We start from the raw sequence: 17,810 nt of genomic DNA on the forward strand, positions 1-17,810 counted from the left end.
TTATGGAACATTTACAAAGCATTAGGCTGGTGGCGGATATTGGCGGTACCAATATCCGCATTGCGCAAGCAACGAAAGATAATCAGTTATCGCATGTCAGCACCTATAAATGTGCTGACTTTGCTGAACTGTCAGATGTGCTTAAGTTGTATATTGCTGAGCAAGAAATCGCAGGTAAGTCTTTACATGCTTGTCTTGCGATTGCCTGTCCGACCGATGAAGACTGGATCTCAATGACAAACTTGCCTTGGGCGTTTTCGCAAACTGCGCTCAAGGCTGAGTTGGGCTTACAAAGCTTGTATTTAATTAATGACTACAAAGCCATCGCGATGTCAGTGCCTTTTTTAAATGATGAGCAAAAGTGCCATATCCGAGGGCCACAAGAGGGCAGAGCAAACAGCACTATTTCTATTTGTGGGCCAGGTACAGGGCTTGGGGTAGCCACCCTTACACCGGTCACACTGCATAGCAATCATTTTTGGCATTGTATTAACTCAGAAGGTGGGCATATAGATTTCGCACCGGTAGATGAGCTGGACTTGATCATATTCAACTATCTCGATGGCAGAAAACCACGGATCTCTTATGAGCAGCTATTATCAGGCTATGGGTTAGAGCAAATTTATAGCGCGATTATAGATTACCAAAATGCCATAGAAGGACGTCATACCACGGTACAGAAAACTACTTTGAGTGCGGCTGAGATTTCTCACAACGCGATTTCAGGAAGTTGCACGCTATCTCGCTTAGCACTGCAACAGTTTTGTAAAGTGTTAGGCAGTTTTGCTGGCAATCTTGCATTACTTAATAGTAGTTTTGGTGGGGTGTATATAGCTGGTGGTATTGTTCCTAGGTTCATCGAGTTTTTAAAACAAGGTGACTTTGGCGAGCGATTTATTGCAAAAGGGCGTCTCTCTCATATTGCAGAGCAGACGCCAGTGTTTGTGATCACAGAGCCACAACCGGGTTTGTTAGGCGCAGCTGTATTTTTGAATCAGGAAATAAACTAGCTGAGCTTAAAGGCCAAACTGTTCTGTTAGGATCTGTGTAGTAAACGGAATTTTTAAATAATAGCCGCGTGGCAAAGTTTGCGTCATTGTTCCGTTTGGCCCAATGACATCGGTTAACGCTTTGCTGTTCGCGGCTTTTGGTCTAATTTGCATCACCTCACCTAAATGGCCAGATATTTCATCTATGCGGCCAAGTGCAATTAGTTCCATTTGCTCTTCCCAGTCTCTTTGTAATTGCTGCTCTTGTGCCAAGCTTGGTTGCCATAAAAATCCCGAACCTATGGTTCTATCTATGGGTTGAATGGTTTTTTCAGCTAAAATGGGCAGCCATAAAACATGGGTGAGCTTCTTCTTTACGGTACTCGATTGCCAAGTCATACCCGTCAGGTTAGTTAGCGGAACAACCGATACATAAGTCGTTTCGAGTGGTTTGCCGTTAAAGCCAATCGGTATGGTTTTAAGCTCGATGCCTAAGTGCTCAAAGTCTGGTACAGGTTTTGAGCCCGCTGTGGCACCCAACACATATTCTAATAATTGACCTTGCCAGCCTTTTTCACGCAATAAATGCTCTGGTGTTTTAAAGTTAAACTCTGCTGCTATTTCGCCTAAGGTCAGCCCTGCAATTTGCTCAACGCGTTGCATGAGTTCATTAATGGTAAGTGGCGGCGAAGGTTTTAGCATGGTGAGCTCTCGTTACAAAATCACCGATATTGTAACGAATGAGCGCGTGGGCGGCTACCAAGCAAAGTTAGATTAGCTTGGTAGTGCAATTATCCTTAGGTAATAGTTAACTCAACATCATGTTTGCAGCCATGGCGACCAGCAAAAATGAGAAGAATTTCTTGATAGTGGCCACGGGTAGATGGTGTGTGGCTTTGGCACCTAAGGGCGCGGTAAACCAAGATGTGCAAACAATGCCAAGTAGTGCAGGTAAATACACAAAACCCGCAAAGCCATCAGCCAGTGCAAAATGACTGCTGCCTGAGCTGATATAACCAATTGAGCCAAATAGGGCGATAACGATGCCGCAAGCAGAGGCACAGCCAATGGCTTTTTTCATATCGACCGAGAAAAAGCTTAATAGCGGTACTAAAAGTGCGCCACCGCCAATACCTATCATGGCCGAGAGGCCTCCAGTGATGGTGGTTAAAATGGTTAAAACCCCTTTGTTCGGTAAAGTACGCTCGCTTGGGGTGTCGGTTTTACTGCTTAAGAACATTTTTAGTGCAATAAGTACAACACTCACTGCAAATACAATTCTGACAATGTGTTCAGGTAGAAGTGCAGCCATAAAACCGCTAATAAGGGCACCAAGGGCGACACCTGTCATGATCCAAGGAGCTAATTCCCATGGCACGTTACCATTTTTATGATGCGCAATAGCCGAAGAGGTCGAGGTGAATAGAATAGAAGCTAAAGAAGTCGCAATGGCTGCAACAACCACTTGCTCAGTTGGTAGCACTTCAAAATGCAGTAAAATAATACTCAATATTGGCACTATGACTAAACCGCCACCAATACCTAATAACCCCGCTAAAAAGCCCACAACACTGCCAAGTAATGCACAGTACAACACCAATAGTATTAACTCACTCATTCCGTTTTCTCTTCATTGAAATTAACGCTTTGCTGAGATGCGTTCGATAAATAGACATCTAGACCGCTCGCGAGTATATCAACATCTTAACGGCTTGTTATTGTTAAGTGGGAGATAACTACTGAAAAATCCTCATGTTTTGTATGAAAGAAATAGATATAGGAATGAATTTTATTTAGACGTCTAGATTTCTATTGCGGTTTTGTCATTAATCTGGCTTTTCATTATTCAATACGGGCAAGCATGACCTCAGTAACGTGAATCAAACTCAAGTTTTAAGTGAAATTAAACCGTTTTTCTTCAAGTTGCAGGATCCGTATAACTAATAGGGCTCCGAACGCAAGACCAAACGAATTTAAGTATTCCTTAGTAGGTTGTTTTTAAGTTTGTACAAGATAAGCATGATTTACTTAGATATTCAGTAAAGGCTAGGTAAGTAAAGGGAGCAGCAATTTATCTCAGTAAAAAGGATACAAAACACATGAGTCACGATTTTAACTTCAACATTAAAACGCAGCGCCTTGATGAACATTACGAGCCATCAACCAGCACACGTATCACGACGAACTTTGCCAATTTAGCTCGTGGTGAGAGTCGTCAGGCAAATTTACGTAATGCCTTAACCATGATCGACAGCCGTTTTAACGCCCTTGCTCATTGGGATAACCCAAATGCCGACCGTTATGCTGTTGAGTTAGAGATTGTGTCAGTAGATATGGATATCACAGGAAGTGATGAGGCATTCCCGTCGATTGAGGTGCTGAAAACCTACATTTTGGACAAACAAACCAACGAGCGCATTGAAGGTATTGTGGGCAACAACTTCTCGTCTTATGTACGTGACTACGACTTTAGCGTGCTGCTTTTAGACCACAATAAAGACAAGCCGCAATTTAGCATTCCTGAAGACTTTGGCGATCTGCACGGCAAGTTATTCCAGTATTTTGTTAATTCACAGACTTATAAAAACAACTTCAAAAAGCCACCTGTGATCTGTTTATCAGTGTCAGATAACAAGACTTATCGTCGTACAGAAAACCAGCACCCAGTGTTAGGTTTTGAATATTTACCGAATGAGTCGTCACTGACCGAGCAATATTTCCAAAAGATGGGCTTACAAGTGCGCTACTTTATGCCACCAAACAGTGTTGCGCCTTTTGCATTTTACTTCTTCGGTGACTTATTAAACGACTACAGCAACTTAGAGCTTATAAGCACCATTAGCACCATGGAGACGTTCCAAAAGATCTATCGCCCAGAGATTTATAACGCGCATGCGGTTGCAGGCAAGGTTTATAAGCCGAATTTGAAAAACCTAGATCACTCTCTTACACAAATTATTTATGACCGTGAAGAGCGTAGCCGTTTAGCCAAAGAGCAAGGTAAGTTTGCTGAAGAGTATTTTATAAAGCCTTACCAAAATATTCTGGCGCAGTGGTCGGCAAACTTCGCTTAATTATCAGTTGCCTTCGAAAACGGCCTTACACATAGGTAAGGTCGAGTGCTTAATCATCTTAGAAAAGAATTAGTAAAATGAAAACATTATTACCGACATCAACTGCAGGCAGTTTGCCAAAACCATCATGGTTAGCACAACCAGAAGTACTTTGGTCACCATGGAAATTGGAAGGGCAAGAATTAATTGATGGCAAACACGATGCATTACGTGTGTCATTACAAGAGCAATATCAAACTGGCTTAGACATTGTCAGCGATGGTGAGCAAACCAGGCAACACTTTGTCACGACTTTTATTGAGCATCTTGATGGTGTTGATTTTGAAAACCGCCGCACAGTTAAAATCCGTGACCGATATGATGCCAGTGTGCCGACGGTTTATGGGCCTGTTTCACGTCAAAAACCTGTATTTGTCGAAGACGCAAAGTTCTTACGAGCACAAACAGATAAGCCGATTAAATGGGCATTGCCAGGTCCAATGACCATGGTTGATACTTTATTTGACGACCATTATAAAAGTCGCGAAAAATTGGCTTGGGAATTTGCTGTGATCCTTAACCAAGAGGCCAAAGAACTAGAAGCGGCTGGTGTTGATATTATTCAGTTTGATGAACCTGCGTTTAATGTTTTCTTTGAAGAAGTAAATGAATGGGGCATAAAATGTCTTGAGCGTGCCATTGAAGGCTTAAACTGTGAAACGGCAGTTCATATTTGTTATGGCTATGGCATTAAAGCCAACACAGATTGGAAGAAAACATTGGGTTCTGAGTGGCGTCAATATGAAGAGGTATTCCCTAAACTTCAGCAATCAAACATAGATATTATCTCACTTGAATGTCATAACTCTCGTGTACCAATTGAGCTACTTTCTTTGATCCGCGGTAAAAAAGTCATGGTTGGGGCTATTGATGTGGCAACTAATACCATTGAGACACCAGAAGAAGTAGCCAACACATTACGTGAAGCGTTGCGCTATGTAGATGCCGATAAGCTTTACCCCAGTACAAACTGTGGTTTAGCGCCGCTTGCTAGAGAAGTCGCAAGAGGCAAGTTAACAGCGCTAGCTCAAGGTGCTGAGATAGTAAGAAATGAACTAAGTAAGAAATTATAGAATTAACTCTAAATCTGACACCTATTCAAATTAGAAAAGGTGTCAGCTTGTTTTAGCAACCCACAGTAAATGGGTCTACACAGTTGTTTTGTGTTTCATATGGTGAACACACTCGATCCAAGGATGCGCAATCGCCCATTGAATAAGTACCACAGCCTAGTGTTTCACACACAATCGCAGCAGAAGTAGTCACACCACCACCAACTTGTGGTGTCATACCCGAAGGCAATAATGTTGCGTCTGAAGACAGGTTTTTAAGTTTTGTTTTATTTATTTTAAGTTTCATAAATATTTTCCTTTTCAATATTTGAATACATAAATTTGCTCGAAACTAATCAAAGTAAATAATTTTGATTTATAAATTACTACTTCTATGATTAGAGTCGGCGGAAAATAAAACATAACAAATATTTTACATTGTCGATTGTTTTAAGCACAATTTTTGAGCTTATACAATTAAAGTAACTGTCTGAAAAAGATGAATTTTGTTTGATGCTCTTGTTTGGGTAAAAAGTAGACAGGTAAAAAAATACGTTAAATTGATTGATAAAAAACCGCTTATTTATACAGTTGTTTTCATATCTTTATGAAATATATGGTTTTTTATTTCATGTGTTATTCGTGAGTTAGCTTCATCTGGTAAGGCCTTTGGATAAATACAGTAATATAAACACAGTTATCCACAGAATCTGTGGAGAAAGTGAGTTTTATACAGTATTTTTGTGGATTTAATTTGTTTAAATTAAAAGTTGTTCAATTTTAAAATTAACCTGTGGATAAGGTGGTAGAAAGCTGGAATTATATTTGCCGTGTGCTTTAACTTATGGAACAATCGAAAAATATCGACTTATTTAATGAGGCACTAAGGTGATTGATGCCGAAGGATTTCGTGCCAATGTCGGAATTGTGATCTGTAATAATCAAGGTCAAGTTTTTTGGGCACGACGCTATGGACAACATTCATGGCAATTTCCACAAGGTGGAGTAGACGACGGAGAAACCCCTGAGCAAACCATGTATCGAGAGTTGCATGAAGAAGTGGGGTTAAAACCTGAAGATGTTGAAATTGTGGCCAGTTCTAAGCATTGGTTAAGATATAAACTACCTAAGCGGCTGATCAGAAAAGATTCAAGCCCTGTTTGTATCGGTCAAAAACAAAAATGGTTTTTACTGAAACTCCGTTGTAAAGATGAAGATGTAGACTTACTTCATACACATCATCCCGAATTTGATGATTGGCGTTGGGTAAGTTATTGGTATCCAGTTCGTCAGGTGGTTTCTTTTAAGCGAGATGTATATCGTCGTGTTATGAAAGAGTTTGCACCTTTTGCGATGCCTTTTAACCGAAAAGAACACATTCAGAAAGAGCATAATCATTGGCGGCAACGCCGTTAAATTAAGGAGAGAACCGTGCTTGCGACGTTACGAAATATTGTTGAAGCGGTGGCACAACAGCCTACCTTAACTGAAGCACTTAATCGTTTTGTCGCCATGGTTAAAGAAGCACTCGCCACTGAGTGCTGCTCTATCTATTTTGCTGACTACAGCCAAGATAATTTTATACTGATGGCCAGTGATGGTTTAAACCCTCAAGCCATCGGTAAATTTAGAATAGGGTTTACAGAGGGTCTTGTTGGTTTAGTGGCACAGCGCGAAGAGCCAATCAATATTGCTCATGCACAGTCTCACCCGAGATTTAAACTTTCCCCAGAAGTCCACGAAGAAGGTTATAACGCCTTTTTATCGGTACCGCTTGTTCACCAAAGAAAAGTGATCGGGGTTATTGTTGTTCAACAAAAAAAAGCTCGCACTTTTAGTAATGATGAAGAGTCCTTTTTAATTACTTTATCTGCACAACTAGCATCTCAGCTTGCTAATACCGAAGCTAAGTCAATCTTATCGGTTGAAACAACCGCGAAAAAAACATCTGTGTTAAAAGGTGTATCAGGTTCACCGGGTATTGCCTTGGGCAGTGGTTTTGTCATTATTCCCAAACTTGATTTTGCAAGCATAGAAATGCAGAAAAGCGAGAATGTAGAGCAACAAAAGAAGCTATTCGCACAAGCCGTTTCAGCCACAAGGCACGACTTTCATGTTATGGCTTCAACCTTTAGTGATTCAATGCCAAAAGAAGCTGTGGCAGTTTTTGAAGTGTACCAACAACTCTTAGATGCGCGTAGTTTAGGACGACAAGTAGAAGCACAATTAGAACAAGGGTGGAATGCAAAAAGTGCGTTGAAGTATGTCATAGAAAGTCTAGTGAGCCAGTTTAATGCAATGTCAGATCCGTACATTAAAGAACGTGCTATCGACGTAAAAGAAATAGGCTTGCGTGTTTTGCACCACTTGATGAGTACTGAGCAAGCGGTTAAATCTTACCCTAAAAATACCATATTAATTACCCATACTCTAACTCCAACTATGTTAGCAGAAGTGCCAAAGGAGCGATTAAAAGGGGTAATAAGTGTCAATGGCTCTGCGAATTCTCATGCCTCAATATTAACACGCGCAATGGGTATTCCTGCTGTCTGGGGTATTGAGGATATTCCGCTGCTGCAGTTCGAAAACAAAGATATTATTTTGGATGCGTATGCAGGGCGGGTTTATGTTTCTCCGACTCCAGCGCTTAAAAAAGAATATAAGCAACTTCATCTTCAAGAGAGCAAGTTACACGATAAATTTGAGGCCGAGCACCACTTAGAAGCCATAACTTTAGATGGTGAGCATATTAGCTTGTTAGTGAATGCCGGGTTAGATTTATCGACAGAGCAAGAAATTGGTAAATACTGTGATGGTGTTGGCCTATACCGAACAGAAGCTTGGTTTATGCAAAAAGGTCAGTTTCCGACGCAAACTGAACAAGAGCATTGGTATAGAGAAGTATTAACCCGCTACCACCCTGAAAATGTAGTGATGCGAACACTCGATATTGGCGGCGATAAAGTACTCGATTATTTTAATTTCACAGAAGAAAACCCGTTTCTTGGTTGGCGTGGTATTCGAATTTCTTTAGATCACCCCGAGCTACTGCTAGACCAGCTCAAAGCTATGTTGAAAGCAAATACCGGCTTGGGTAATTTAAAAATCATGTTGCCTATGGTCAGTCATACCGAAGAAGTCGATGAAGCACTTAGTTTACTTGAACAGGCTTATTTTGAACTGCAAGAAGAGTGGGCAGATCAATTCATTCAAATTGAGAAACCAGAAATCGGTGTAATGCTTGAAGTGCCTTCTAGTATTTACTTGTTACCTGAATGGGCCGATAAGGTCGATTTCTGCTCTGTTGGCAGTAATGATTTAACGCAATATCTTCTTGCAGTTGATAGAAATAACGCACAAGTGGCTGATTTATTTGATCCTTTCCATCCTAGTGTACTGCGTGTACTCAATCAAGTTGCTAAGCAATGTCAAAGTTTAGAGTTACCATTTAGTTTATGTGGCGAACTAGGCGGTGAGCCTGAAGGTGCTATTTTATTAATAGCAATGGGTTATCGACGTTTGAGTATGAACATTTCTACCATGAGTAAAGTGAAATGGGTCTTAAGGCGTTTAAAAGTTGCAGATATGGAAGCGCTCTTGAACGAATGCTTAAAACAGGCGACCACCAAACAAGTACATCGATTACTTAAAAGCTTTATGATTGAAAACCAGTTCAGCGAATTGCTTTACCAATCTAAACACTAACTGTTTGCAAAGGTTTATTTCAGGTGTTTAATCCGCTTCAGATCGGGTAAGATAGCGCGCAAATTATAATAAGAGATGCGTTCATGAATGACTTGTTACTAGTTGTCCTCTCCTGTGCCATTTTAGGCAGTGGTGTAGGCTTTTTAGCCGGGCTATTGGGGATAGGTGGTGGCTTGATCATAGTACCAGTGCTAAGCGCGATTCTGCTGCATTTTAATATTTTACCAACAGAGCAAGTCGTTATTGCTGCGATAGCGACTTCTTTGGCTTCTATTTTATTTACCTCGACGTCTTCTGCATTAGCTCATCACAAAAATGGTAACGTACCTTGGCAAGTCGCGCCTTGGATCATGTCAGGTGTGGCACTGGGTGCTTTGATCAGTGGCTTTATGGCGGCCATGCTACCCGAATCAATTGTAAGAATAATTTTTTCTGTATGTGTGGTCTTGATTGCTCTGAAAATGCTTTATAGCAGCCGAAAAACAGCGACACCTCCTACAAGAGTTTTGCCAAGTGGTCCTGTACTCACTTTTTTAACCAGCATCACCGGAGGCCTGTCAGCGATGATAGGAATTGGTGGGGGCGCGCTGTTAGTCCCATTACTGACTTTTTTCTCAATGGATATGAAAAAAGCCATCGGCTGTGCATCGGCTTGTGGTATCGTAATCGCTTTATTTGGGTCGTTGGGTTATATCAGCGCAGGGAGCAAGCATTTTGACCTTGCACATGGCTTTGCAGGGTTTGTGTATTTGCCCGCTTTGCTAGGTATCGTATCAACCTCTTGGTTTATGGCACCCATTGGTGCGAAATCGACGCAATATTTACCTGTTTCAACAATAAAAAAAATCTTTGCAGCGTTACTTTTGGTGATCGCTGCCAACATGATTATTAATTAAGGAAAGGCTATGGAGTTTCCACAAATTGATCCCATCATTTTTTCGATAGGGCCGTTGAGTGTTCGCTGGTATGGCTTGATGTATTTGATCGGCTTTGCATTTGCAATGTGGTTGGCTAATCGTCAAGCAGAAAAACCAAATTCAGGTTGGACAAAAGACGAAGTCAGCGATTTATTATTTTACGGCATGCTGGGAGTTATTTTAGGTGGCCGTATTGGTTATGTACTGTTTTATCAATTTTCATATTTACTTGATAACCCGCTTTACTTATTCAAGATTTGGGAAGGCGGCATGTCATTCCATGGCGGTGCATTAGGTGTAATTACTGCTATTTTTGTTTTTGCATGGCGCACTAAACGCTCTCCTTTTGCTGTTGGTGATTTTGTTGTTCCTCTGGTTCCTGTTGGTCTTTTAGCGGGTCGTATTGGTAATTTTATCAATGGCGAATTATGGGGTCGCACGACCGATGTACCTTGGGCGATGGTGTTCCCTACAGGTGGACCGTTACCGCGCCATCCTTCGCAACTATATGAAGCTTTTTTTGAAGGGTTAGTATTATTTATTATGCTTGTTTGGTTTGCGAAAAAACCTCGTCCAACAGGCAGTGTCGCAGGCCTATTCTTATTTGGTTATGGCTTCTTTAGATTCTGCATTGAGTATTTCCGTGAACCAGATGCGCACATTGGTTTATATGGTGGCTTAATTTCACAAGGACAGATCCTTTCTATGCCAATGATTATCGCAGGCCTTGGTATTATGTTTTGGGCATATAAAACCCAACCCGTTGCACAAAAGTAAGAGTTATAAAACGCTATGAAACAATATTTAGAGTTAATGCGCCATGTAAAAGAGAATGGCACTAAAAAAGAAGATAGAACAGGCACAGGCACAATCAGTGTTTTTGGCTATCAGATGCGTTTTAATCTTCAAGAAGGTTTCCCGCTGGTGACGACGAAAAAGTGTCACTTGAGATCCATTATTCATGAATTACTTTGGTTTTTGAATGGTGAAACGAATATTCAATACCTTAAGGATAATGGTGTAAGTATTTGGGATGGCTGGGCAACGGAAGAAGGTGAGCTTGGTCCCGTGTATGGTGCGCAATGGCGCTCATGGACTGGTCCAAATGGAGAAGTAGTCGATCAGATTAAAGAGCTGATTGAGCAAATTAAAACAAACCCAGATTCACGTCGATTAATCGTGAGTGCTTGGAACCCGGCGTTATTGCCAGATACTAAGTACTCACCAAGTGAGAATGCGGCTATGGGCAAGCAAGCATTGCCGCCATGCCACACGCTTTTCCAGTTTTATGTATTAGACGGAAAGCTATCGTGTCAGCTTTATCAACGCAGTGCTGATATTTTCTTAGGCGTGCCATTTAATATCGCAAGCTATGCGTTATTAACCATGATGATTGCTCAGGTATGTGACTTAGAAGTTGGCGACTTTATCCATACTTTTGGTGACGCGCATTTATATTTAAACCACTTAGAGCAAGTAGACGAGCAGTTAAGCCGTACGCCTTTCCCTAAACCGACAATGAAGATTAACCCAGAAGTGAAAGACATTTTCGGCTTCAAATTTGATGATTTCGAGTTGGTTGATTACCAAGCGCACCCACATATTAAAGCGCCAGTTTCAATTTAACTGTATTATTGCTAGGGCTAACGCCCTAGCAAACAGAGGTATTAATGCGTTTAACGTTTTTTCTATTCTTTAGTCTTTTGTTTTTATCAGCTTGTACAAGTCCTAGTAAACCGCCTATTGCAATTCAGCAAACACAATCAAGCAAAAAAGCTGTCGACGAAGACTTCTTAATTGAACTGCAAAATAACAGAGAAGAGTTAGCACGCTTAGTGACTATGGAACAAGACCTTAAAGTCTTGATTGCTGCGTTATCAGCGCAAAGTGATTTACAAAGCCTACCAACCTCTTTGCGCAATAAACCAAAAGTAAAAGAGTACAAAGGCCAAGCACAGAGCAACCAAGCAATTTCTAGCTCTAAAAAATCGCAAGGCTTTAAATTACATTTACAGCCAATGTTTAGTGAAGCCAGTGCACAGGCACAACTAAATAAAGTGCATAATAGGTTTCCTCAACTTTCAAATTTACTTTCAAGCTCTATTAAAAAGCAAACGCACAAGCTGCAAAGCCGATATGTTGGTGTATTAGAAACAGTCAGTATTGAAAATGATGCAAACAAGCTATGTGCTGTTATTAATAATATCGGCGTATTGTGTACAGTTGAAGAAAGTAGATAATAAACAAAAGTATTACGTTTAGAATGGAAGCTCTTTTCTGTTTTATTGATTTGTCTCAAGAAGTAATTACCATTTTTATAAGATTATCAAAGAGTTCAATGGAAAATTAAAACTCATTGGTATATCAGAGCGCTCATTAGCATTTAATAAAGGACACGGTTATGACAAAAAATTTTATCGCTCTTTCATTAGGGTTATCTCTTTCAGTTTTTACACTCTCATCATTCGCTAGCACACAAACTCAAAATGTTGATGCCAAAGTAACCGTTCAAAACACGTTTAAACTTGAAGTAAAGCAGACGTTAGACTTCGGTACAGTGAGAGCTGTTTCTAAAGCGTCATCTACTGCAGCACTGAGTGTACCAGCAAACCCGAATTTGCAAATTTCTACAACCGCTGCAGGTGGCTCAGATCCGGCAATTATGGATATTTTAGATTCTGCCTCGGCACAGCCTGCACAGCTTACAATTGCTGAAGCGACAAAATACACGCCATTAACGATTGAGTTACCAGATGTAGGCACAACACCGATTGAGCTTGCGACAACGGGACCTGGTACCACTCCAGTATTTAAGATCACCGCATTTACGCTTTATGCCACAGTAGGGCAAAACGCAAATCAAGACATCGCAATAACGACAAACCAAGGCACGATTACCACTGATGGCACTGGTAACGCTGAGTTTAATTTAGGTGCGACGCTGACGACTGATGACATCGATGGCGAATATGTAGACGGTGATTATACTGGTACCGTTGCAGTCACAGTAAGTTATTAATCTAAGGTCACTCGTTGACTAAAAGTATATTAGTAATACTTTCTTTTTTGAGCACATCAGCATTCGCTGATGTGCTTGATCCACTTGATTTTGGCACCATAGTCGTTGCGCGAAATGACAGAGTCAGCACGCTTAAATTACCAACTAATAGTGCTATGTCTTCAAGTAATGACATTCATATTATGGAAAGAGGGCATCCTGCTAGGCTTTTCTTCGAGGCATTACCGGCTAACACCTTAATCAGTTTTAGCAGTTCAAGCGTGAATGTTGAGTTAGGGAGTCGCCCCGCGGTATTCACTATTAGCCAATTACTTTTTAGACCGACGGCTCAAACCAACGCATATGGTGAAATTGAGCTTGTTATCGGCGCAATTTTACAAACCTCCGGAGACGGGGCCGTATATAACGACGGAGAATATCAAGGCTCTGTCAGTATTGAACTCTCATACTAATTTTTCGATTTTTAAGGCCACCACCTTGTTTAAATACCATTTTGCTTTCTTAGTACTTTTATCATGTATTACCTCTGCATTCAGTGCGAGTGCAAATATTTTGATTTCACCTACCCGAGTTGCTTTTGAAGACAGGCAAAGAGCTGAGCGATTAATTGTGGTGAATAACTCAGACAAAGTGCAGAGTTACCGATTATCTTGGCAAGAAAGAGCTGCGTTACCTGAGGGCGGGTACAAAAACCTAGAAGGTACTCATGATAAATCTCTAAGTGCAATGGTGAGAATGAGCCCAAGCCAAATACGCCTAGCACCGGGTCAAAAACAAATCATTAAACTGTCAGTGCGACGTACAAAAGCACTTGCGCCAGGAGAATACCGCTCTCACTTATTATTGAGTGCCTTGCCTGAGGAGCAGGGATCTGCGGCGGCAAAAGGCATTAATATAGACATTCAAGTTAATTATTCATTGCCGATTATTTTAAGAGTTGAAAGAGAAACGCCTGTTGTTTCATTAACAGGCCTTGATCTGAAGCGAGCAGAAGAGAGCGATACCCTTCAAATCTCAATGGCAAAGCAAGGTCAATTTAGCAGTTTTGGACGAGTTGAAGCTTTTTTCACAGCAAACGGAAAAGCTGAAAAACAGCGAATTGGCATTATTGAAAGCTACAGCATCCATTCAGAGCTTGAAAACGCTTTATTGCCAATGACACTGCTAGACGGGTATCGCTTATCTGGTTCTGGCAAGCTTACGCTAAAGTACTCAGGACAAAAAGAATATCAAGAAGAGGTATTCTTCGAAGAGCAAATTGACATTAACTAACTTCTACCCCTGTCGTGCGCTTTAATCTGCCGTATCTTAGTGCCCTGCTATTGGTTTCTTCTGTTTTATCAGTTGAGGCCTCGACTGATATGCGAGCAGTGATCAAGGTACTAAGCTCTATTCAGAATACATTATCGGATGCTAAACATTCCAAACCAAGTCAAAAAATAGACGCCCAATCAGGAGATCATATTCCTGTCGGTGAAGTTTTGTTTTTATCAGCAAACTTAAACCAAAGCTATATCGGTGAGCTGACGGTTATTAAGAACCGAGATGCGTACTATGTTGAGTTAGAAAGCTTTATAGATTTATTTTCTCTGCCAATTCTATATGCCAATAACAAAGTAGAAGGTTGGTTTAAAGAACCTGGTAATCGTTTTTTACTTGACCCTGAAACCTATCAATTAGTGCTTAATGGTGAAGAATATCAGCTTGAGCCAACTGAGTTGCTGTTTGAAGATGGCTTACTCTATGCCGATATTCGGCAGTTACAATTATGGTTTGATTTTGAATTAAGCACAGACTATGTGCAGCAGTCTGTAACAATCCAGGGTAAAGGCTATTTTCCTGTTGAACAAGCACTTGCCAGACAAGCCCAGCAACTTGTCACTACATCTGTGCAAGGCGGCGCGTTATTCCCAGAGCTTAATCGCAGTTACCAAGCTCTATCTTCCCCTTTATTCGATTTAAATACACGCTACAAATATTCAGATAATGATCAGGTCTTGAGTTATGCACTGACGGGGTCAAACGAATTAGCCTATTTGCGATCTGAATATTTTTTATCTGGGGAAAGTGGCGATTTGCTACAAAATTCAAGGCTTACTTTTAGCCGCCAATCTCCTCAAGGAGCACTGTTTGGCTTGAATGCCAGTGAGATAAAGTTTGGAGATATTCAGCCTATCTTATTTGGAGAACGTGCTATCGGTAGTTTATCGCAGGGGGTAAGCTTAACTAATGCTCCGCTGTTAGCTAAAACAAGTTCTGGTCGAGTCTCAATCAATGGTGTGGCCGGTGAAGGTTGGGACATAGAACTTTATCAGAATGGCATCTTGATAGATCAAAAGCTCGACATTCAAGCTGGCGTGTTCTTTTTCGACAATATAGAACTCTTGTTCGGTGAAAATATTTTTGAAGTCGTTAAGTATGGAGCTGAGGGCCAAATTGAAAAGCACACAGAGCGTTATTTCAGTGATGGCGTAGAAGAAGTAGGGCGTAGTACTTATGCTGTTTCAATCAATAAAGATGGTAAGCGTCTACTAAGTGAAACGCAAAGCGGTACTGATACGGGTGAATTAAGACTCTCAGGTCGTTTCGAGCATGTTTTCTCTCATCAATTAAGAGCCTATTTGGGAGCTTCAAGGTTTACTGAATCGGCAGAAGAATTCCAGGAATTTGCATCCGGTGTGAGTTATAAACCAAATGGCCAGATGTTGTTTAATCTGTCACATCAAGGTCGCAGCTCTAAGCACTATTTTAATGAAGCAACAGCAAGGTTGTTAGTATTTGATCAACGAGTTAGGTTTGCAGCAAGTAGAGAGCGCTATGCAGAGGGAGCAGTAAATACGTTTAAAGCGACCCTTGCTGGTGATATTTATAAAAAACAGCGTACACGATTAAACTATTTAACCAGCCTTGAAGTGGCAAACACCGATGGAAAGCGAGCGACTCGCTTAACGCATGATCTTAACTATCGCTTTTCTAAATATGCATTGGGTAATCAACTTGATTGGCAATGGCAAGAAAGTGAAGAATACGGCTCAGGGAGCTTAAATTTTAAAGCGAATTTAAGGCGCTCATACGGCAGGTTTAACCTTGGCTATGATATTTATCCAAGTTTTAAAGTAAATAATTACTCCGTTGACTTGATCAGAAGCTTCAATAACACCTTAAGAGGACAACTTAGGTTTAAGCGTGCTATCGACTCAGGTATCGAGAGCACAGAACTTGGGCTTAATTTCTCTTTTGATGACTTTATCTTAAACACATCTGCGCAATACGACAGTGATGATGATTGGCAACTACAACTCTCAACGAGGTTTAGCTTTGGTTATAACCAAGTAAACCAAGCGTTCTTTGGTTCTAAACAAAGGCTGTCAAATAAAGGCACTATCATAGTTCGGGTCTTCTTTGATGAAAATGACAATGGCCTGTTTGATGATACCGAAACGCCTTTAGAAAATGTCACAGTAAGAGCGATACAATCGTATCGTAAAGCAAAAACAGATGAGCGAGGCGTGGCTGTTTTAGCTGGTGTTATGGCAAATCGGCGCACTGATATTGAGGTCGTTGAAACCAGTTTTGCAGATCCTTTCATGCTGCCAGCCAATGAAGGTTACTCTCTTACGCCTAGAGCAGGAGCAATGGAGTCATTAGATATTCCAGTTGTTTATTCAGGTGAAATTGAAGGTATTTTATACCATGAAAATGGCAAACCGATTGCGCACACTAAGCTGCAATTAAAAGACAAAAATAACAGGGTCGTGGCCGAAGCGATTTCTGAGTTTGATGGTTATTACTTGTTTACAGATCTTAGACCTGGAGAGTACGACATTTTTGTAGATGAGCATAAGCTGGAAACAAAGCAACTTGGATATAATACGCAAGCAAAAGTGACCTTATCGCCCTTAGGCGATGTACTTTCAGACGTTAATATTCAACTTACAAGTCTACAGAGCCATTCAGGTTACGTTGCAGTAGTCGGTCAGTTCAGTAATTTGGATATTATGAAAGCCTACTGGCAGCTAGTTAAAAGTAAATGGCGCAACATACTGGGCGTTTCGCCTTTTTATATTAAGCAAAGCGATGGCTCGTGGTTATTGTCAGTTGCTTACGACAATGACGATAAAGATAAAATCGCTGCGCTGTGTTTAGACGCAGCAAGTAAAGGGTTATCTTGTGAGGTTAGATATGTTCAGTTCACTCAATAAGCAATTATCAATGAAGACATGCACTATTTTTATTTTGAGCCTTATTATTTTTAGTGGCTGTACTTCTGTGCAAAAAAAGCCAAAAGCAAACTCAACAGCTCAAACCGTCACATTAACTCAGCAAGAGTATCGGCAGTTAAAAGAAATGGCTCAGCAATGGCAAGAAAACAAAGCAGGCATAGAGCGCTTACTTGCCTATGAGCAAACTTTGGGTGTGTTAGTGAAAGATCTAAATCGCCTTGTTGCAAATAATGATAAAGCAAACTTCTCTTTGGCCGATAATAACAAACACAAGCAAGATGAAAGCGTAGAAGCAGAAAATAAACCGAACAAGGCACTTATTTCGCAAACTTCTACATCGAGTAAAGCAAAAAAAGAAGACGTCGTTATTACTCTTTTCAAGGCGGATAAAGCTGTTCGGGAACAATCATTAGTTTCAAAAAAGCCTGAGACGATTTTACTTGAAACTCAGAAACCGAGTACCAAGTCGTCAACTGCAAAATATGCTGTGCAAGTTGCGTCTGTAAAAAGCAGGCAAAAAGCAAAGCAAGTGTATGAAAGGTTGAAAGTTAAGTTAGTGGGCGCTAAGCACACGATGCAAGAAGCGAGACTTGAGCCTAAACAAATTGGCCAGCAACAATTTTATCGACTTAAGCTCGGTGCGTTTGCGACAAAAGAACAAGCGCAGTCAGCATGTTCGCAATGGCAAAAACACCAAGTAAATTGTTTTGTTGCACAGTTTGGTGGTCTAAATAAAGGTGATTGGTTATAACTCTATTGTGGCGTGATTCTTGCTTTTTTAGATAAAAGATT

17 protein-coding genes are annotated in these 17,810 nt (G+C 40.8%); 14 read left to right on the forward strand and 3 right to left on the reverse strand.

The genetic code is table 11. The features are described 5' to 3' along the window. Window positions 1-2 precede the first annotated feature (2 nt). Entirely contained in the window at window positions 3-1,010 is a 1,008-nt protein-coding gene (locus ACH784_RS06295) for a glucokinase (protein WP_404394280.1), read from the forward strand. 6 nt (window positions 1,011-1,016) lie between these two features. Here ACH784_RS06295 and mutH read toward each other — a convergent pair whose 3' ends face one another. Both mutH and ACH784_RS06305 read right to left on the reverse strand, forming a co-directional pair. Then, window positions 1,017-1,691, reverse strand: coding sequence for a DNA mismatch repair endonuclease MutH (mutH, locus tag ACH784_RS06300; protein WP_404394283.1), 675 nt, complete (start codon window positions 1,689-1,691; stop codon window positions 1,017-1,019). 106 nt (window positions 1,692-1,797) lie between these two features. After that, complete coding sequence (locus ACH784_RS06305) at window positions 1,798-2,607, reverse strand: sulfite exporter TauE/SafE family protein (protein ID WP_404394285.1); 810 nt, start codon at window positions 2,605-2,607, stop codon at window positions 1,798-1,800. A gap of 481 nt (window positions 2,608-3,088) precedes the next feature. Here ACH784_RS06305 and ACH784_RS06310 point away from each other — a divergent pair, with 481 nt between their 5' ends. Together ACH784_RS06310 and ACH784_RS06315 are read left to right on the forward strand one after the other, a co-directional pair. Continuing rightward, the gene (locus ACH784_RS06310) at window positions 3,089-4,063 is read left to right on the forward strand and encodes a DUF1852 domain-containing protein (protein WP_404394287.1); all 975 of its coding nucleotides are present in this window, start codon (window positions 3,089-3,091) and stop codon (window positions 4,061-4,063) included. A 77-nt stretch (window positions 4,064-4,140) separates the two neighbouring features. Beyond that, on the forward strand, window positions 4,141-5,175 hold the full coding sequence (locus tag ACH784_RS06315; RefSeq protein ID WP_404394290.1) for a methionine synthase: 1,035 nt from the start codon (window positions 4,141-4,143) through the stop codon (window positions 5,173-5,175). 52 nt (window positions 5,176-5,227) lie between these two features. Here ACH784_RS06315 and ACH784_RS06320 read toward each other — a convergent pair whose 3' ends face one another. Next, a complete protein-coding gene (locus ACH784_RS06320) occupies window positions 5,228-5,461 on the reverse strand; it encodes a hypothetical protein (RefSeq protein ID WP_404394293.1) in 234 nt (77 codons plus the stop codon). Between the two features lie 581 nt (window positions 5,462-6,042). On the opposite strand from ACH784_RS06320, the gene rppH reads away from it, so the two are divergent. The 11 genes from rppH to ACH784_RS06375 all read left to right on the forward strand — a co-directional run bounded on the left by rppH (window position 6,043) and on the right by ACH784_RS06375 (window position 17,769). Next, a complete protein-coding gene (gene rppH / locus ACH784_RS06325; protein ID WP_404394295.1) occupies window positions 6,043-6,570 on the forward strand; it encodes an RNA pyrophosphohydrolase in 528 nt (175 codons plus the stop codon). 15 nt (window positions 6,571-6,585) lie between these two features. After that, window positions 6,586-8,859, forward strand: a complete 2,274-nt coding sequence (gene ptsP, locus ACH784_RS06330) for a phosphoenolpyruvate--protein phosphotransferase (protein WP_404394298.1) — start codon at window positions 6,586-6,588, stop codon at window positions 8,857-8,859. 83 nt (window positions 8,860-8,942) lie between these two features. Next, window positions 8,943-9,755, forward strand: coding sequence for a sulfite exporter TauE/SafE family protein (locus tag ACH784_RS06335; protein WP_404394300.1), 813 nt, complete (start codon window positions 8,943-8,945; stop codon window positions 9,753-9,755). Window positions 9,756-9,764: 9 nt separating this feature from the next. Then, a complete protein-coding gene (gene lgt, locus ACH784_RS06340) occupies window positions 9,765-10,553 on the forward strand; it encodes a prolipoprotein diacylglyceryl transferase (protein WP_404394303.1) in 789 nt (262 codons plus the stop codon). 15 nt (window positions 10,554-10,568) lie between these two features. Then, window positions 10,569-11,402 carry a thymidylate synthase gene (locus tag ACH784_RS06345; RefSeq protein ID WP_404394305.1) on the forward strand — a complete coding sequence of 278 codons (834 nt, stop codon included), beginning with the start codon at window positions 10,569-10,571 and terminating at the stop codon, window positions 11,400-11,402. Between the two features lie 44 nt (window positions 11,403-11,446). Further along, window positions 11,447-12,016 (forward strand): hypothetical protein, encoded by a 570-nt coding sequence (locus ACH784_RS06350; RefSeq protein WP_404394308.1) that lies wholly within the window; start codon window positions 11,447-11,449, stop codon window positions 12,014-12,016. A gap of 161 nt (window positions 12,017-12,177) precedes the next feature. After that, window positions 12,178-12,795 carry a hypothetical protein gene (locus ACH784_RS06355; protein WP_404394310.1) on the forward strand — a complete coding sequence of 206 codons (618 nt, stop codon included), beginning with the start codon at window positions 12,178-12,180 and terminating at the stop codon, window positions 12,793-12,795. A gap of 14 nt (window positions 12,796-12,809) precedes the next feature. Beyond that, complete coding sequence (locus ACH784_RS06360) at window positions 12,810-13,247, forward strand: hypothetical protein (protein ID WP_404394313.1); 438 nt, start codon at window positions 12,810-12,812, stop codon at window positions 13,245-13,247. A gap of 25 nt (window positions 13,248-13,272) precedes the next feature. Beyond that, window positions 13,273-14,067: a molecular chaperone gene (locus ACH784_RS06365; RefSeq protein ID WP_404394315.1), complete on the forward strand. Its 795-nt coding sequence runs from the start codon at window positions 13,273-13,275 to the stop codon at window positions 14,065-14,067. 89 nt (window positions 14,068-14,156) lie between these two features. Further along, a complete protein-coding gene (locus ACH784_RS06370) occupies window positions 14,157-16,997 on the forward strand; it encodes a hypothetical protein (protein ID WP_404394319.1) in 2,841 nt (946 codons plus the stop codon). Between the two features lie 10 nt (window positions 16,998-17,007). Continuing rightward, the gene (locus ACH784_RS06375; RefSeq protein ID WP_404394322.1) at window positions 17,008-17,769 is read left to right on the forward strand and encodes an SPOR domain-containing protein; all 762 of its coding nucleotides are present in this window, start codon (window positions 17,008-17,010) and stop codon (window positions 17,767-17,769) included. Window positions 17,770-17,810 lie beyond the last annotated feature (41 nt).

This window comes from Pseudoalteromonas phenolica (assembly GCF_044788725.1).
In the GTDB taxonomy this organism is placed as follows: Bacteria; Pseudomonadota; Gammaproteobacteria; order Enterobacterales; family Alteromonadaceae; genus Pseudoalteromonas; species Pseudoalteromonas phenolica_C.

Bases quoted from the DNA above. Each gene is read 5' to 3' on its own strand.
- ACH784_RS06355 (WP_404394310.1), top strand. From the start codon at position 12,178: ATGACAAAAAATTTTATCGCTCTTTCATTAGGGTTATCTCTTTCAGTT.
- ACH784_RS06370 (WP_404394319.1), top strand. From the start codon at position 14,157: ATGCGAGCAGTGATCAAGGTACTAAGCTCTATTCAGAATACATTATCG.
- ACH784_RS06320 (WP_404394293.1), bottom strand. From the start codon at position 5,461: ATGAAACTTAAAATAAATAAAACAAAACTTAAAAACCTGTCTTCAGAC.
- lgt (WP_404394303.1), top strand. From the start codon at position 9,765: ATGGAGTTTCCACAAATTGATCCCATCATTTTTTCGATAGGGCCGTTG.
- ACH784_RS06335 (WP_404394300.1), top strand. From the start codon at position 8,943: ATGAATGACTTGTTACTAGTTGTCCTCTCCTGTGCCATTTTAGGCAGT.
- mutH (WP_404394283.1), bottom strand. From the start codon at position 1,691: ATGCTAAAACCTTCGCCGCCACTTACCATTAATGAACTCATGCAACGC.
- ACH784_RS06350 (WP_404394308.1), top strand. From the start codon at position 11,447: ATGCGTTTAACGTTTTTTCTATTCTTTAGTCTTTTGTTTTTATCAGCT.
- ACH784_RS06295 (WP_404394280.1), top strand. From the start codon at position 3: ATGGAACATTTACAAAGCATTAGGCTGGTGGCGGATATTGGCGGTACC.
- ACH784_RS06310 (WP_404394287.1), top strand. From the start codon at position 3,089: ATGAGTCACGATTTTAACTTCAACATTAAAACGCAGCGCCTTGATGAA.
- ACH784_RS06375 (WP_404394322.1), top strand. From the start codon at position 17,008: ATGAAGACATGCACTATTTTTATTTTGAGCCTTATTATTTTTAGTGGC.
- ACH784_RS06345 (WP_404394305.1), top strand. From the start codon at position 10,569: ATGAAACAATATTTAGAGTTAATGCGCCATGTAAAAGAGAATGGCACT.
- ACH784_RS06305 (WP_404394285.1), bottom strand. From the start codon at position 2,607: ATGAGTGAGTTAATACTATTGGTGTTGTACTGTGCATTACTTGGCAGT.
- ACH784_RS06315 (WP_404394290.1), top strand. From the start codon at position 4,141: ATGAAAACATTATTACCGACATCAACTGCAGGCAGTTTGCCAAAACCA.